General features: G+C 45.8%; 13 protein-coding genes. 5 read left to right on the forward strand and 8 right to left on the reverse strand.

Translation table 11 applies throughout. From position 1 onward, the window contains the following. Positions 1-87 precede the first annotated feature (87 nt). Positions 88-801, reverse strand: coding sequence for an SDR family NAD(P)-dependent oxidoreductase (locus tag AC3A8L_RS05250; protein WP_487961186.1), 714 nt, complete (start codon positions 799-801; stop codon positions 88-90). 35 nt (positions 802-836) lie between these two features. Beyond that, complete coding sequence (locus AC3A8L_RS05255) at positions 837-1,850, reverse strand: aldo/keto reductase (RefSeq protein ID WP_487961187.1); 1,014 nt, start codon at positions 1,848-1,850, stop codon at positions 837-839. A 98-nt stretch (positions 1,851-1,948) separates the two neighbouring features. On the opposite strand from AC3A8L_RS05255, the gene AC3A8L_RS05260 reads away from it, so the two are divergent. Continuing rightward, the gene (locus tag AC3A8L_RS05260) at positions 1,949-2,857 is read left to right on the forward strand and encodes a LysR family transcriptional regulator (protein ID WP_487961188.1); all 909 of its coding nucleotides are present in this window, start codon (positions 1,949-1,951) and stop codon (positions 2,855-2,857) included. 28 nt (positions 2,858-2,885) lie between these two features. Here AC3A8L_RS05260 and AC3A8L_RS05265 read toward each other — a convergent pair whose 3' ends face one another. The 5 genes from AC3A8L_RS05265 to minC all read right to left on the reverse strand — a co-directional run bounded on the left by AC3A8L_RS05265 (position 2,886) and on the right by minC (position 7,131). After that, the gene (locus AC3A8L_RS05265; protein ID WP_487961189.1) at positions 2,886-3,485 is read right to left on the reverse strand and encodes a PA14 domain-containing protein; all 600 of its coding nucleotides are present in this window, start codon (positions 3,483-3,485) and stop codon (positions 2,886-2,888) included. A gap of 3 nt (positions 3,486-3,488) precedes the next feature. Continuing rightward, complete coding sequence (locus AC3A8L_RS05270; RefSeq protein ID WP_487961190.1) at positions 3,489-4,997, reverse strand: phospholipid carrier-dependent glycosyltransferase; 1,509 nt, start codon at positions 4,995-4,997, stop codon at positions 3,489-3,491. 290 nt (positions 4,998-5,287) lie between these two features. Continuing rightward, positions 5,288-5,536: a cell division topological specificity factor MinE gene (minE, locus tag AC3A8L_RS05275; RefSeq protein WP_487961191.1), complete on the reverse strand. Its 249-nt coding sequence runs from the start codon at positions 5,534-5,536 to the stop codon at positions 5,288-5,290. Next, positions 5,533-6,351 carry a septum site-determining protein MinD gene (minD, locus tag AC3A8L_RS05280; protein WP_487961192.1) on the reverse strand — a complete coding sequence of 273 codons (819 nt, stop codon included), beginning with the start codon at positions 6,349-6,351 and terminating at the stop codon, positions 5,533-5,535. Before minD ends, minE begins: the two co-directional genes overlap by 4 nt. A 21-nt stretch (positions 6,352-6,372) precedes the next feature. After that, on the reverse strand, positions 6,373-7,131 hold the full coding sequence (gene minC / locus AC3A8L_RS05285; protein ID WP_487961193.1) for a septum site-determining protein MinC: 759 nt from the start codon (positions 7,129-7,131) through the stop codon (positions 6,373-6,375). 350 nt (positions 7,132-7,481) lie between these two features. On the opposite strand from minC, the gene AC3A8L_RS05290 reads away from it, so the two are divergent. The 4 genes from AC3A8L_RS05290 to AC3A8L_RS05305 all read left to right on the forward strand — a co-directional run bounded on the left by AC3A8L_RS05290 (position 7,482) and on the right by AC3A8L_RS05305 (position 15,308). Then, positions 7,482-10,805, forward strand: coding sequence for a TonB-dependent receptor (locus AC3A8L_RS05290; protein WP_487961194.1), 3,324 nt, complete (start codon positions 7,482-7,484; stop codon positions 10,803-10,805). Between the two features lie 120 nt (positions 10,806-10,925). Next, on the forward strand, positions 10,926-12,458 hold the full coding sequence (locus AC3A8L_RS05295; protein WP_487961195.1) for a tryptophan halogenase family protein: 1,533 nt from the start codon (positions 10,926-10,928) through the stop codon (positions 12,456-12,458). Next, positions 12,458-13,813 carry a tryptophan 7-halogenase gene (locus AC3A8L_RS05300; protein ID WP_487961196.1) on the forward strand — a complete coding sequence of 452 codons (1,356 nt, stop codon included), beginning with the start codon at positions 12,458-12,460 and terminating at the stop codon, positions 13,811-13,813. Before AC3A8L_RS05295 ends, AC3A8L_RS05300 begins: the two co-directional genes overlap by 1 nt. After that, on the forward strand, positions 13,803-15,308 hold the full coding sequence (locus AC3A8L_RS05305; RefSeq protein WP_487961197.1) for a tryptophan halogenase family protein: 1,506 nt from the start codon (positions 13,803-13,805) through the stop codon (positions 15,306-15,308). Before AC3A8L_RS05300 ends, AC3A8L_RS05305 begins: the two co-directional genes overlap by 11 nt. A gap of 18 nt (positions 15,309-15,326) precedes the next feature. On the opposite strand, the gene AC3A8L_RS05310 is transcribed toward AC3A8L_RS05305, so the two are convergent. Then, positions 15,327-16,391, reverse strand: a complete 1,065-nt coding sequence (locus AC3A8L_RS05310; protein ID WP_487961198.1) for a hypothetical protein — start codon at positions 16,389-16,391, stop codon at positions 15,327-15,329. Between the last annotated feature and the right edge of the window lie 190 nt (positions 16,392-16,581).

Genomic DNA, 16,581 nt, shown 5'->3' on the forward strand with positions numbered 1-16,581 from the left:
GATAAGAAAGTCGATCTATTCGCCTAATTGGATAAACTATTATTGCCTCGCCCCTAAAGCTCTCGGGCCTCAAAAAAACCCAACTGATTAGATATCAATACCCGCATAGTCTTGCGCTGCGAACAGCATGGCCCGCGGCTCCTCATCACCCTTTTTAGCCAACATTGCAGGTAATAAAGCACCGGGGATTACCGAGCTCACATCATTCCACGCCTCTGGCCCACCCAAATCTGTCCGGCACCAACCAGGGTCAAACAAATTCGCCAACACCCCTGTATCGCCTAACTCAACAGCAAGGTCGCGGGTGTACTTATCCAGCGCCGCCTTGGTAATACTGTATGCATCCAAATGAGGGGTATCTTTAATGCCCGACGTTGTATTAATAATTCGGCCAAAACCACGCACCTTCATACGCGGGGCAAAATAATTGCACAATTGAATAACGGCATAAACGTTAACCTGAAAGCTTCGATGATAGTCCTCAGCCGGCACATCAAAAAGACTCAAGTACTGCGTCATAATCGCCGCATTATTATAAAGAATATCAATGCCGCCACTTAGGTTATCCGCCTGAATAGCCATTGCCGATATACTCTCCGGATCCTCCAGGTCAGCCTCCACCTGATGCACCTTAACGCCCTTCCCTTCCAGCAAAGCCATCGTTGCAGCCTGATTCCCAATATCGCGAGACTGGATAACCAAATTTACACCACGGCCCGCCAAGCCCAACGCAATTTGCTGCCCCACACCTCGACTAGCCCCCGTTACTAGGGCCCACTTCCCACCAATTGTTACCGCCATAAACTACACCGCTATTTTTTTACGATTAAAGACTATCAAATGCTACCACGCACCAAAGGGCGCACGTCATTAAAATAAAAGTCACGAAGTTGCTGATGTAACTCTTTCGACAACGGGGGCAATACCGCCGCTGCCGCATTTTGCTGCACCTGCTCAACACAACTAGCACCCGCAATAACAGAACTGACTTGCGGGAAGTCCAATATCCAACGCAAAGCCAATTGCGCCATCGGAACATTATCCGGCAGAATTTCTTTTAGCTTCTCTGCAAGCTCTACACCCTTCTCCAACCCTAAACCAGAAAAGGTTTCACCTACATTAAACGCCTGACCATCAGCATTAAAGTGACGGTGATCGCTACGATCAAAATGGGTTTGCCCGGTGAATTTACCGGTTAACAAACCACTCGCCAAAGGTAACCGCGCAATAATACCAACGCCAGCGGCTTGCGCAGCGGGCAGCAATTCATCAACCGCATCCTGCCTAAATATATTTAGGATAATCTGCAGTGACGCCAAGCCCGGACGCCGCAAACATTCCAACCCCTCCTCAACAGTCTCAACACTGGCGCCATAATGCTTGATTAAGCCTTCCGAACGAAAATCCTCCAGCCAGCGCCATACTTGATCCCCCTTTAAGACTTCGAAAGGGATGCAATGCAACTGTACCAAATCTAAAGAGCCCACCTGCAAGCGCTCCAACGTACCCTCAATACTCCTGCGCATGCGATCATATTGGTGCCCGCTAGGATGCAGCTCACTATTGCGCCCAACTTTACTTACAATCACTCGAGATTCAGGATTCTGTCTTTGCCAGGCCCCCATACGACTCTCACTCAAACCAGAGCCGTAAACATCCGCCGTATCCCAAAAGTTAACACCGCACTTATCGGCCGCCGCCAACACGGAAAACGCACGCACATTATCCACAGGACCAAAATCGCCCCCCAATTGCCAACACCCCAAACCAATTGCCGATGTCACAAGACCACTCTTACCCAGCAACCGCTTTTCCATCACGCCCCGCGCACAATCAACCGTATCCATCATCTTCAACCCACCTTTCACACTCAGAATAAACAATTGAGCTAGCCTAACGGCACAACAACTGTTTATCATCACCCTCAAAGTTAAAAGATTGTTTACATATGAAAACAGAAAATCTGAAACGCATAGCCGCGTTAATTGCCGTTGCCGACAATCAAAGCCTCACACTGGCCGCCGACAGGCTGAATTGCTCAAAAGCGTACTTAAGCCAACAAATTAAAAAGCTCGAAGCCCACTACCAAGTTCAACTGTTCCATCGCACAACACGCCAACTCAAACTGACCGAGGCCGGTAGCGCTTTCGTTAACGAGTGCCGACAAGCTCTTCAGCTTGTCGAACAGGCAGAGACAAACCTGCAAGCTGTGCAAGCAAGTATTAGCGGCGTGATTCAAATTACATCAGTGGGTGGGATTTTTGGCGAGCAATACATTGCACCGGCCATTATCAGCTTTATGCAACAACACCCAAACATTCAGGTGGCTCTCGATTTCAGCTCAACGCACCAAGACTTGATTGCAAGCCAGTTCGATCTTGCTATTCGCATGGGCCCGCTGGACGACTCATCCCTGGTCGCCAGACAACTTTGCCTGTATCGCCCCACGATGGTAGCAAGCCCCGAATACGTCGCATCCCACGGAGAGCCCGGACATCCGCGCGAACTAGGGAGCCATCGTATTATTGCAGGCAGCCTAACAAACTGGAGTTTTTCGCGAGAGAATGAAAGCTGCGAATACAAAGTAACCCCTCAGCTCAGCTGCGCCAACGGCCTCATCATGATGGCCGCCTGCGAAGCGGGGTTGGGCATTGGTCGCCTACCCTCACTCTATGTCGACAGCGCGATTCAACACGGGCGGCTCACCCCCATTATGCCGGACTGGCACCAGCAGGAACGCCCCTGCAACATCGTTTACCCGCCAGGCCGGTACCGATTAGAGCGCGTTAAGCTACTTGTTGAATGGTTAGTGTCCTACCACAAAAGTAACACCCCAACGAAAAAGCCCCCGTATTAACGAGGGCTTTTGAAAAGGTAGGTGAATCTTAATCGAAACTGAGATAACCGCTATTTTCACCCATCCAGCGACGCTTTCGATCCCCTTTAAACTGATAAGCCAGTGTTAACCCAGCATGGCCGCCACCCTGAAAATAGGATAGTTTAAAGTTGTGCGTACCTTCATCCAGCTCAACCCGACAACGCTGCGTAGCATAAGGGCGATCCTTCTCAAAAGCACACAAGCGCTTACCATCAACATCAAGCGAAAAACCATCATCGCTACCCGGAATAAAATAATAAACGCCTGCCTTTTTAACCTTAAAATCAGATTCTACATCAATAAAAAATGTATCACTGAAGCCGATAGCGCCCAACTTAGGATGCATTATTCGAACCCCATCTTTTAGCATCAAGCTATCAACCCACACAGTTTTGCTCTGACTGATATCACGCTCTTGAGAAACGCTTTTGATTGCTGTCTTGTTTTTGTGGATATGCAGCTCAAACGTCTTATCTATCATAGGTGGTGTCGACTTATAAATAGCCACCCCCAAGAACAAAACAATCAACCCCAAAAAACCCACCTCTTTAGGCTGAGCCAACGTGAGCGCCAATGCGCAACGAGACCACTGAATTAACTTATTCATACGCTATCTCACCACCTCAATATCCCAAAGAGAAAACCAATTACGCAGCTCAAACTGAGCTTCCGTAATGGGTATACCAAATGTAAATGGGGAGAAATAAGCAAACATCGCAACAACCAAGAACCCCAGCACCCCAAGATTAACCCACGTTAAACGAGAGCCTTGCTGCAAAGGGTTTTTGAATACATAAGCGAAAACTAGCGCAGCATTAATAATACCGAAAAGTAAGGGTACAAAATAATGATACAAATACATAACGCGATCAATCTGAGCGATAGCAATCATGTAACTGAGGTAAAGGCCACTAAAATACAGAATATACATATACAAGCGCTCATCTTTGACAGGAAGATCAAAAACAAATCGCCCTAAAATCAAGACAATCGCGAGCAAAATTCCCGCAATAACCGAAAGCCAAATCAGCGGGTTTCCAACAAGATAGGAATAACTAACCTTGGTAACCCCATCAACTACGTTTTTACTCCAGCGATAATTAATACCTTTCCCACCAAAGGGCCACTTGGCATAGTAGCTACCATTTTCAGTTTCCTTACAAACATCAAGACGAGGAACGCCACCAGCATACTCTGACATATAACGCAGATGGTCCTTAAAGCCCAGCCGAAAAGTTGTAGGACTAAAGCCGCCATTTTCTTTAATAGAAGCCAAATATTCGGGTGATGCTTTGTACGTCTTTCCAGGAGTAATCTCTGTACCCAAACCAATATGAACATAAAAAGTCAAACAAAAAACCGCCGCCAAACCAGCAAAGAAAGCCAACGCCCCTAAAACCGCACGCTCGAGAACAGAAAGGAATTGCTTGCCAAGCAAGGCCAAACCCTTGTCTTCTAACAGCAGCATCCCCAACAACAAGCTCAACACCAACCCGTTAACTTTTGTCGCCACCGACAAGCCAACACTCACCCCTAATATAAGGTAGTTTTTAAGAGTAATAGGTTCTTTATTAGTGACAGTACGAACGAAATACCAAATCGACAACAGAATAAAAAAGAACTGAATCCCCTCCAGCATTGCCGCGCGAGAATGCAGAACCATCGCATTATCAAAGATAACAAATAGCGAAAACACAAAGGCTATCGGGCGGTATCGCGTAATTCTGAATAGAATTTGATAAAGAAACCACACAGACAAGGCCATCATCAAGGCTGATGGTAGGCGATAAGCCCAGAACTCCATCCCTTTAGGCATGTCGCTGCCCTTGAGGTAATCCGTTTTTAACAACGAAGACAAATCAACACTTTCGTTCGGATTAAATACAGCTTCACTCAGGCCCTGCAGCATTTTCCCAAGCGGAGGGTGAGGCTCCATATACATCATGCCATCAACATGTTTTTGTGCAGAGACAACGTGATAATTCTCATCCCAAAACATCGACTTGGGATACTGAATACCGGCAAGATAGACCAATAACGACATAGCCAACAAGAGGCCAGGGACCAGCCACGATTTGTGTCGCCCGCAAAAGGCAAATAAGGGGTTTTGAACAGTCATTGTTATTCTAGGAACCGTAAAAAATGAAGGCGCCACCTTAGCAACCCAAGACGACGCCCTCAACTATTTAGCTGTGACAAAATGTAAAGGTGAGACTTACCGCGCCATAAAAAGGCCTGCGATCGCAGCCTAAGGGACGAGGCAATAATAGTTTATCCAATTAGGCGAAGAGATCGGCTTTCTTATCGAGGCGCTTAAAGGGGCGCATGCCGGGGCATGTAACGCTTTGAACAACGAAGGTAAGGAGGTCGAGATCAAGCATTAGTGGATGAAATATTGTTTCCTCGCCCCTAATCTGGCAAAGTGACATTCAGCTCAAGCACTGAGCAATCACCATTATTCTCCAACTGAACCTCAATACTATTAGTATCGATATCCACGTATTTGCGAATAACTTCCATTATGTCTTTCTGTAAAGCGGCTAGATACTCTGGCTGCGCACGCTTTGAACGCTCATGCGCAACAATAATCTGCAGCCGCTCTTTGGCGATTGAAGCAGTATCATGCTTATTGCGCGTAAAATAATCAAAAAAACTCATGCGCTCCTCCTGCCAAATAAACGCCTGAACAAGCCTTTATGCTCAGGCATCAAAAATCGATGCTCTACTTCCTCACCCAGTAAGCGTGAAACCGCATCACCGTAGGCTAAACCTGCTCGACTTTGATCATCATGAATAACCGGAACACCTTGGTTGGACGCTTTAAGCACCGAAGTACACTCAGGAATCACACCAAGCAGCTTTGTGGCCAGAATTTCCTCTACATCGCTCACGGCAAGCATTTCACCCTTTTCAACACGCTCAGGGTTATAGCGTGTTAACAATAGATGCTCTTTAACCCTTTCGCCAAGCTCTGCTTTGCGCGACTTACTCTGCAAGATACCCAGAATACGATCGGAATCCCTCACAGATGATACTTCAGGGTTTGCAACCACAATCGCCTCATCGGCAAAATACAGCGCCATAAACGCGCCATGCTCAATACCCGCAGGAGAATCACAAATAATGTACTCAAAGCCGTCATCAGCCAGTTCTTTTAACACCTTTTCAACGCCATCTTGCGTAAGGGCATCTTTATCGCGCGTTTGCGATGCCGGTAAGATATAAAGGTTTTCGCAACGCTTATCCTTAATCAAAGCCTGACGCAGTGTTGACTCACCATTGATTACATTGACGAAATCATAAACAACACGGCGTTCACAATTCATAATCAGATCCAAGTTGCGCAACCCGATATCAAAATCAATGACGGCCGTTTTGTGACCCGCCATAGCTAAACCACTACTAATTGCAGCACTCGAGGTCGTCTTCCCAACGCCCCCCTTGCCCGAAGTCATCACAATTACTTTGGCCACAATAAAACCCTTTAAAAATGTTTAAGAAAATAAGCCAGCAATCGACTCAACCTGAAGTTGATCACCATCAAAATAGATTTGCGCCGCGCCCTTCCAGCAAGAATCGCGCAAATTTTCGTCAATCATAAAGTGCCCAGCAATAGAAACCAACTCCGCTTCTTGGCTCATACAAAAGATACGCGCCGATTCATCACCCTGCACGCCAGCTAATGCACGCCCTCTCATGGGGCCATACACATGAATATTACCCACAGCCAACAGTTCAGCCCCCGCCGAAACAGGTGCCAACACAATTAAATCGCCTTCCGAGAATATCTGCTGACCAGATCGTATCGGAGTATTGACGGTCTTTGTGGGTACCGCCACTTTTTTTTCTTGCGCAGCCACCTGCTCCCTTGGGTGCTCAACAACACTCCCCCGAGAAACACCAACCGGCTTTGTCTTGCCAGCCGGGAAGTGTGCTAAAGCTTGCTCTGCAGCAAAATCACTCACGACAGCTCCGCCACCTTTTAAACCAACCAATCTAAAATCAAGTTCACGACAAAGTATTAGTAAACCCGCTAAGAAAGAAACCTCAACCCCCTCTAAAACTTCCACACTCAGCACAATCGGGCTTCCCGAAAAAAAATCAGGGGAAGCCTTTACCTTGCCGCGCAGCTCACCCTCGACCTGTACAAGATCATTACTGCGAAGCTCTAACAGCGTCATCGGGAGCAGCGCGCCTTTAATTGTAAAACTTTCCGGTCGCGCGCTAATGGCAGAACCACTATCAAAAGCCATACTTTTGTCCTGTATTACAGCTTGTCAAAAATTGACCAAGGTTATAAACCTTTACAGGTTCAGATACAAGAGCGGGTTTTATCCACCCCAAAAAAACGTAAATAATGAAAATAGTGCCGTCGGCAGCCTGAGCTATGTACTTTAGGGGTTTTTTCTTAGTTTTTTTTGCCGTATCCTAGCCCCGTCCAATAAGGTGTGACGAGCAAATGCAATGCATACGCTAAGTACCCTTATCCACAAAATTGAACTACCTTTAGTCTCTTAAGCTACACTAACGAGCACTAAACAAAGTTCTACGGACTTATTTTTATTAAGGCTTAAGCATTAATCTTTGAAGGGGGAGCTACGCCATGACAATGAAAACTCAAACAGGACGCAAACTATTTAAGCGTTCAACCATCGCCGCTTGTGTAATGGCTGCAACTGCAGCACACGTACAAGCACAAGAAACCAATAGCGACGACCCAGCATTGCTGGAAGAAGTGGTTGTTTATGGTATTCAACAAAGTTTACAAAACGCTCAGGACATCAAGCGTGAGGCATCAACAGTTAAAGATGTAATTACAGCCAGTGACATTGGTGCACTTCCAGACAAATCTGTTGTGGAAGCACTCCAGCGAGTACCTGGTGTTGCCATTGAACGCTTTGAAGCATCAGGCGATCCAGATCACTTTGCCGTAGAAGGTGGCGGTGTAACTATTCGTGGATTGAACCGTGTTCGCAGTGAATTTAACGGCCGCGATTCCTTTAGTGCTGGCGCAGAAGGTGGACTGAACTTTTCAGATATCCCACCAGAAATGATTGGCTCGGTTGAGGTCGTTAAAAACTCGACTGCCGATGTTACCGAAGGCGGTACATCTGGAACCATCAACCTAATCACGCGTAAGCCTTTCGATAAAGAAGAGTTCCAAGCATTTGTAACAGCTAAAGGCTCTTATGGTGATTTAATTGAAGACTGGAGCCCTTCAATCTCAGGGCTTGTTAGTAACGTATGGGAAACTGACGCTGGTAAGTTTGGCGCACTGTTATCTATTTCCGCATCCAACCTAACAACTCAAGGTGACGGAATAGGCATATACAACTATTTCGAAACTCAGGAAACCTCTATAAACGACTCGGTCCTACCCATCGTTCCTGCAGCTCCATCTGTCCGGCAGCAGCAGAATGACAGAGACCGCTTAGGCTTAACAGGCTCCTTACAATGGGCCAACCCAAGCGAAACAGTAAAAGCAACCTTAGAGTTTATTCGCTCAGACTCTACCTTATCGTGGAGCGAGCATTACGTTGAATTTCCAGAGCAGCCATTTAATGGGCCTTTTGACGGCGACGGAAGTGATGGCACTATTGGACTGGGCGATGATTACACCTTCGACTGCCCTGAAGGCGGAAGCGTTACGCGAGTCCCATGTCACTTTACTTCAGGCACATTTAACTACAACAGCGTAGTTCAAGATGCAGGCTGGGCCCCTCGCCCACCCACTTTCTTTATCGCTGGTGCACGCTCTCGTGAAGATGAGCGGACCATTAACGATATATCGTTCAACTTGGAATACGCTCCCAACGATAACCTCACCATAACGACAGACTTCCAACTTGTTGACGCCACGGCAACAATTAAAGATTTGTCGGCAATGAACAAGTTTTACTCTAACGTTTATTTAGATCTAAGATCAAAAAATGAACCAAGAGTAGAGTTTATTGACACAACTTTCGGCGACCCTAACGGCGACGCAGCTAACTACTACGCCGGCGATTTAGATCAAGCTTCAGCTTATGCACCGCGCTCTGCGATGGATCACTTCTCTGATAACGAAGGCACCGAGACAGCCTTCCAAATAGATGGTAAATATCTGTTTGATGATGCTTGGGTGACCAGTGTAGAAGCAGGCCTTCGCGTTTCAAATAAAGAGGTGGATTTTCAGGAAAGCACCTACAACTGGGGCAGCATTTCTGAGAGATGGGCAGGGCCAAGCTATATAAACGACAACGTTCTTGCTACCGGCTATGCAGAGCAATACAGTTTCGGTCAGCACTTTGACGGAAATGCATTAACTCAGCGCGATACCTTCTGGTTCCCTGCACTATCCGCTCTCGAAGATAACGTGCACCTAAACGACATATTCAACTCGCCCTATACTAAAGACGCTGATGGCAACACCACAGCAACAATCAAGCAAACAGACGATGCTTGGGTTCCAGCGCAAAACAGGCCTGGAGTAATGGCGAACTCCTACTTTTTGCCTAGCGAAGTATACAATTATAACGAAGATCGCAGTGCCGCCTACGTTCGTGTAGACTTTGGTAGCGAAGACAGCGATATTCGCTACTCAGGTAACGCAGGTTTACGCTACGTATCTTGGCAGCTAGAAAACACCGGCGCCATTAACTTCCCGTCAATATCACCTCAAGCAGCCGCCACCAATGCCCAACGAAACGCAGCAGGCTTACCAGGCTGGACAACTCCACTACCGGCAGATGTAGTCAACTATTCAACCGATTCGGCCGGGGATCCCACAACAATTACAGGTGAAGAGTTCACCCGCGTACTACCTAGCTTTAACCTTAAGATCGAGCTAACCGACGAGCTTATCATGCGAGTAGCTGCATCTGAGGCCATTTATCTTCCGACTCTTCTTGATGTTCGAAACCAACGCAATATCGGTTCTCGAGTTGAAACGGAAGGGCAGGCACCTCTTTACCTAGTCAATTCGTCAGGCGAAGCGGTTGATGCAGACGGAGCCACTACAGCGGACCCCGTTTATGTTAGCTTTACTCAACCAGACACTCCCGACCTGAGTTTAGCAAACTACAATCCAGCAGACCCTTCAACATACTACGTTGCCACTGAAGCAACAGCAGTAGACTATCCGTCGGGAGTCAAGAGCAACGGCTTTTTTGCCAACGGCGCAGGTAACCCGAATCTACAGCCAGAGCTATCCTCGAACTACGATTTAGCGTTTGAGTGGTACTTTGATGATTTAGGCTCTTTCACATCAACCTTCTTCTACAAAAACATTCGTAACTTCCTGCGCGACGCAACCACGACAGAGTCAGTCTATAACCCTAGAGCAGACTTAACTCAAGACGTGACTGTGACGCAAAAAGTCAACGCCGGCAAAGCAAGAGTTCAAGGTTACGAACTAGCTTACCAAGGCACGTTTGGCTGGATGCACGAATCATTGGAAAACTTCGGCATACAAACGAGCTATACCTTTGTTGACGGAAGAGCCACTGAATTTAGTACTGGTATAGAGCCGGTTGCACCACCTGCAGATGCAACTGACGAGCAAAAAGCGGCCTATAACAATGCTCAGTTCCGTAACTTCCCCGGCTTGCCGATTGAAGGGCTATCTAAGCATAATTCCAACTTGGTATTATTCTACGATAACGGAACATTCCAAACGCGCTTTGCTTACAGCCATCGTTCGTCATACCTACTAGATTCTCGTGATGTGATTGCCTTTGCGGCCGTTTACGGTGAAGGAACAGGACAACTTGACTGGTCTGCTAGTTACTCAATTACAGATCAAATCAAGGTTGGCATTGAAGCGAACAACCTACTGAATGAAGTTACCAGAACTTCGATCCAACATGATGCTGATGGTAATAGAACGCCACGTAGCTTCTTCATGAATGATCGTCGCTTTGGCTTATCTCTTCAGGCTGTATTCTAAAGTCCGACAAACCCAAAAGGCACAACCATCTGGTTGTGCCTTTTTTTTGCCAGAAATAAAACCTATATAAAAACTCAACCGAACACCTAAAAGATACCCCAACCAGATATGAACGCACCCATGAATATTGTCATTGTCGGCGGCGGAACGTCGGGCTGGATGACAGCCGCAGCCCTAGATCACACTTTAGGAAAACATCTCACATCAATAACATTAATTGAATCCGATAGCATAAGTACTGTGGGCGTGGGCGAAGCCACTATTCCGCACTTGCGTTACTTCAATACTACACTTGGAATTGATGAAAACGAACTGCTTCGAAAAACTAATGCTACCTATAAACTGGGTATTGATTTTAAAGACTGGGGTCAGATTGGAGACAGCTACGTCCACCCGTTTGGTATATTTGGTCCCCCTAAAAGTGATCCAGGTTTTCATCATTACTGGCTAAAATCAAAAGAGTGTGGCAATCAAGATTCACTATTTGACTACTCTCCCGCAATACAGGCAGCCCGAATGGGAACCTTTAGCCACCCCAGTAGCGACCCAACATCACCGCTAGCATCTTTTGCTTATGCATTCCATATTGACGCATCTAAATACGCCCTACTACTAAGGGAGCGCTGCACAAAAAATAAAGTGATTCGCATTGAAGGAAAGATAACTGAAGTTAAAAAAAACCAAAGTAGCAACGATATCACCAGCGTTGTACTCGACAATGGAAAAACCATACATGGAGACTTTTTTATTGACTGCTCTGGTTTTAGGGCACTACTTATCGAACAAGAGCTTAAAGCAGGGTTTGAAAACTGGAGCCATTGGTTAATGTGTGACTCGGCTTTTGCCGCCCCAACCGCACCCAGCGATACCATCCCAACAATTACAACCGCCACAGCGCAAACCGCAGGCTGGCAGTGGAAAATCCCTTTACAGCACAGAAATGGAAACGGCCTAGTCTATTCATCCAAACACTTGTCGGACGATAACGCAGAGGCACTATTTTGCAACAACCTTGAAGAAGAACTGCTCGCACCCCCAAAAAAAATCAGCTTTACTGCAGGCAGAAGAAAACAAAGCTGGGTAAACAACTGCGTGGCAATTGGGTTATCCAGTGGATTCCTAGAACCTTTAGAGTCGACAAGTCTGTACTTAATCCAAGCCTCTATTACAAAGCTAATCGAGTTATTTCCAGCATCGAAAGACTTTACAGCCCAAAAAAACGAATTCAACCGACAAATTACAGTTGAATACGAAAGAGCTAGAGATTTTATTATTCTGCACTATTGCGCTACACAGCGAAACGATTCACCGTTTTGGGACCACTGCAGAACAATGGAGCTACCAGAAAGCCTAAAAGAAATCATGGAGGGCTTTAAGTCCAGCGGACATATCACTCGGTATAGCGACGGCTTATTTCTCCCCCCCAGCTGGATTGCGGTGTGCATAGGCCAAAATATAATACCTGAAGAATATCATCCAGCAATAAATAGCCTTTCGCCACAAACAATACTGAAACAACTCCAGTCATACAAACAACAATGCGATTACGCTGTAAACAGTCTTCCATCTCACGCTGATGCCCTCAAAAATAACATGAGCGAAGATGCCACATGGCCAACAGCTAATTTGGGTTTTTACGGAGTATTTTCATAATGAATAAAGTGACCAGCGCATTCATCTATGGAAGCGGCCTTTCTCCCCTGCTCACAGCCATTACCCTTTCAAGAAAGGTTCCCGATTTAAGTACGCAGTTAACCGTATGCTTAAAACAACAAGATTCCGCCAATAGAGCAGTATCAACACCTAATGATTTTCGTAGTTTCCACAATGAGATTGGGCTTTCGGAAAAAATATTTGCCTCTGCAACCCAAGCAACCCCTCACCTCGCTTACAATATTCAAACACCCGAAAATGAATTCTACTTTTCGGATGGCGATTATGGCTTTGTTACAGATGGCATCTGCTTCCATCAACTTTGGAAATCATGCTCTCATCCACAAAAACCAGCAATGGACAGCTTTTCTCTTAGCGCTCAATTAGCTGCAAGAGCGAAATTCATCCCGCCGTCTCAAGATAAGAACTCCATTTTAAGCACAGTACGCTATGGCTACTCATTTGAAGAGAGTCTTTACTACAACCTACTGATTGAACTAGCTAAATCAATAAATATTAAAATATTGTACGGTGAAACAACTAACATAGAAGTCGGCAATCATGGTATAAGCAAAGTATTTGTTAATCATATCAAGATTCCAGAGCACACCCTATATATTGATTGCTCAAGCGAACGCGAACTCACAAAGCATTTAACCCCAAACACTGAAAGCCTAATAGACTCAATTCCCTCTTGGAGTACAACTTACAATTCAAATAAGGCAGTGCCGAAAAACATATATGCCAGTAGTATTCGTATTAGCAAAAAAAATAAAACAATAGAAACAACAACACCGCTAAGAAAAGAGACGCACATAAGGTCCCTAGATTTCGATTCGCAGCATAGCTCAAACGCGGGCTGGTCCACCCGCTCACCATGGACAAAAAACTGTATAGCAATGGGGGGGGGCAGCCTACAAACTCCGTCAATAATTTACGGGGCCAATACTTTATTACACAAACAGGTTTTGCACTTAGCTGAAATGTGGCCCGCAAGCACGCATACCCCCTCTCATATGAAGATATTCAATCGAAATTCAAACAAGGTCGCCAACCAAATCATTGATGTTGATAATATTTTTATTGCCAGCACACTCGACAAAAAAGAACTACTTACAAGCTCCAACAAAAGCCGCATCGCTTTATTTGAAACAGCAGGGCATATCTACCCAGAAAACACACCCGTTATCCAAGATAGACAATGGCCAATACTACTGACTGCACTGGGCTACCAACAGCGGTACATTGACGCCAGCAGTATGAACGTCTCTCAAGAAAAAAGAGAAGCGAATTTATTAAAAATGTATGATCTCGTATATCGAGTTATCAACCATAGTGAAAAAAATGCAAAATAACATACAAAACATTGCAATTGTTGGCGGCGGCACGGCAGGCTGGATGACGGCAGCTGCATTAGCGAAAGTCCTCCCCAGCAATCACTGTAAAATCACATTAATAGAGTCGGATGCGATAGGAACAGTAGGTGTAGGGGAGGCCACGATCCCACAAATAAGGACATTCAACAAGATAATAGGCGTAAATGAAGCTGAATTCATGAAGCAATGCCAAGGAACCTTCAAGCTTGCAATTCAATTTGTTGATTGGCAAAAAAAAGGGACTAGCTATTATCATCCGTTCGGACCATATGGACGCCCTATTAACAACTTAGACTTTCAGCATTATTGGCTTAGAAAACATTTTATAGAGCAGTCCCCTGAAACCCTTGAAAGCTACTCAATTAACGCATCCCTCTGTAACAACAATAAGTTTCTTCTGCCGCAGAACATTAACAATTCACCTCTGTCGCAAATAGCGTACGCATACCATTTTGACGCCTCCCTTTATGCTAAGCACTTAAGAGGAATTGCTGAAGCTGCAGGCGTATCACGTATTGAAGGTGAAGTTACACGAGTCAAACTTTCAGATAAAAACGGCTATATTGAGAGCGTTACACTCGCTAGCAACAAAGAGATAAAAGCTGACTTTTTCATTGACGCCAGCGGGTTCAAAGGACTTCTTATAGATGGAGCCCTAAAGGTGAGCTATGACGATTGGAGCAAACAACTACCAGCCAACAAAGCACTTGCATTTGCCACAAAACAGCTTAAACAAATCCCCCCATTCACTCGCTCCATCGCCCAAAGGGTAGGCTGGCAATGGCAAATACCTCTTCAACACCGAACAGGAAACGGCTATGTGTATAGCGACTCATTTATTAGCGAAGATGAGGCAGCTTCTACTTTTTGCAAGAACCTTGAGCTCAAGGAGGGTGAATTTTCACCTAAAGTCATTAGTTTTCAAACAGGTAAACGATCAGAGGTTTGGCATAAAAACTGCCTATCTATCGGCTTGTCGAGCGGTTTTTTAGAACCTCTAGAATCAACAAGTATTCACCTAGTACAATCTACTATTTCAAAATTCTTAGGACTTTTACCTAGGAAAAATGATTTTGAAGCAGAGAGGAGGCAGTTTAATAAGCAAGTAGATGACGAATATTTAAGCATCAGAGACTTCATTATTTTGCACTACTACGCAAATGACCGGAAGGAGGATGAGTTCTGGCGCTACTGCAAGAGCATGGATATTCCAGAAACGCTTAAGGAGAAGATCCATCTTTACCAAGAAACTGGGAGAATTCAACGACCACCCAACGACCTCTTTGGGGAATCTAGCTGGCTTGCGGTTCTTAACGGACAGGGCATTACTAGCAAAGGCTACTCACCACTCGCTGACGCACTCACTAACGAAAAAATGACTGCCTTTATGCACAGCACAGAGACTGTAATTAAGAAGTGCGCAGCATCCGCTCCTAGTCACGCAGATTTTATTAAAAAATATTGCCCTCACTAAGAAGCTCTAAATTTCAATTTACTCCTTCGCTACAACCCCGCCACCTTCAAGTAAAGACTTCTTAAAGGTTACAAAGCGGGGCTTGTCGGCATCGGTCATATCGTAGAGAAACACAAATTCTTCACCTAAACCCGCATCAGACACTTTAACCTGATAAGTTCTGCCCGCGACACGAAAGCGAGACACGCTCTGATGAATAACAGCATCAGCCCGATACTGCTGCGCGCCTAGATACTGAAACATTCCGTAGTCAGCACCACTATCACCTTTCAAATGTAAATTCACGCTACTGCCGTCAAGCTCACCACCCGCAAGCTTCTCGCGAACACGGTCCATTTCGGCTTGCGCTCGCTCACGAGCACCCAAGCTTCCCTCTTCGGCGACCACATCTTCGGTATCGAGTGAGTTAGCTTGGTGGTATTGCGTTAACGCCAATTCAGCAGACCTTGCGCGCTCCTCTGCTAAAGTAGCGCGCTCTTCCGCTTGCTCACGTTTCTCGGTTTCAGTTTGCGAAATTTGGCGTATGCGCTCGTTTTCACGCTGCAAGGTTGTTAGGCGCTTTTGCAATAAAGCCGCCTGCGATTCCAACTCTGACTTAAGGCTTCGCGTCTTTTGAGCCACCTTCTGGGCAAGCTGTTCTTTATGTAACTCTCCAGATAAAGAACTGAGCTCTGTACGGTACTGCTCAAGTTTCTCGGTAAGCTCGCGCTCTTTAGTCTCTAACCTAACCACGGAAGATACACGTGATTTAATGCTGAGCTCAGCAAGCTCTATACGCTGCTCGGTATTGCGCAGAAACTGTTCGTTTTCATTGGAGGGATTGCCAGAATAACGCAGCTGAGCTTTTTTAAGCTCATCCTGCTTTTCATCTAAATCCTTTTCATAAGCCTTGAGCTTTTCCTGTGACGCCTTGCGACGAAGTTGAGCAAAACCTATCTCCTGCTCTAAATACTTCACCTCTTGTTGCCGATCTTCTAGCTGCTGACCGAGCTCTATCACAGCACCTTCTTGTGCATGAAGCTCGGAAATAGCTCCACCACAAACGGCAAGAGTACAAATCAACGCCTTGTATATTTTATTCATAGCCAATTCAGTGCAATTGATGTATTTACCAATATTGTACATGAGGTTAATTCGCCTGCGGACGCCAAACGTGAACACAGCCAAATAAGTACCGGTAACCGTTCACAATTTGCACACTTATTCGGTGTGTCACCCACACCTAAAATCCATTGCCGAATTAAATAGCCTGCTAGCTCACATGTAGAGCAGC

This window comes from Marinagarivorans sp. (assembly GCF_982758155.1).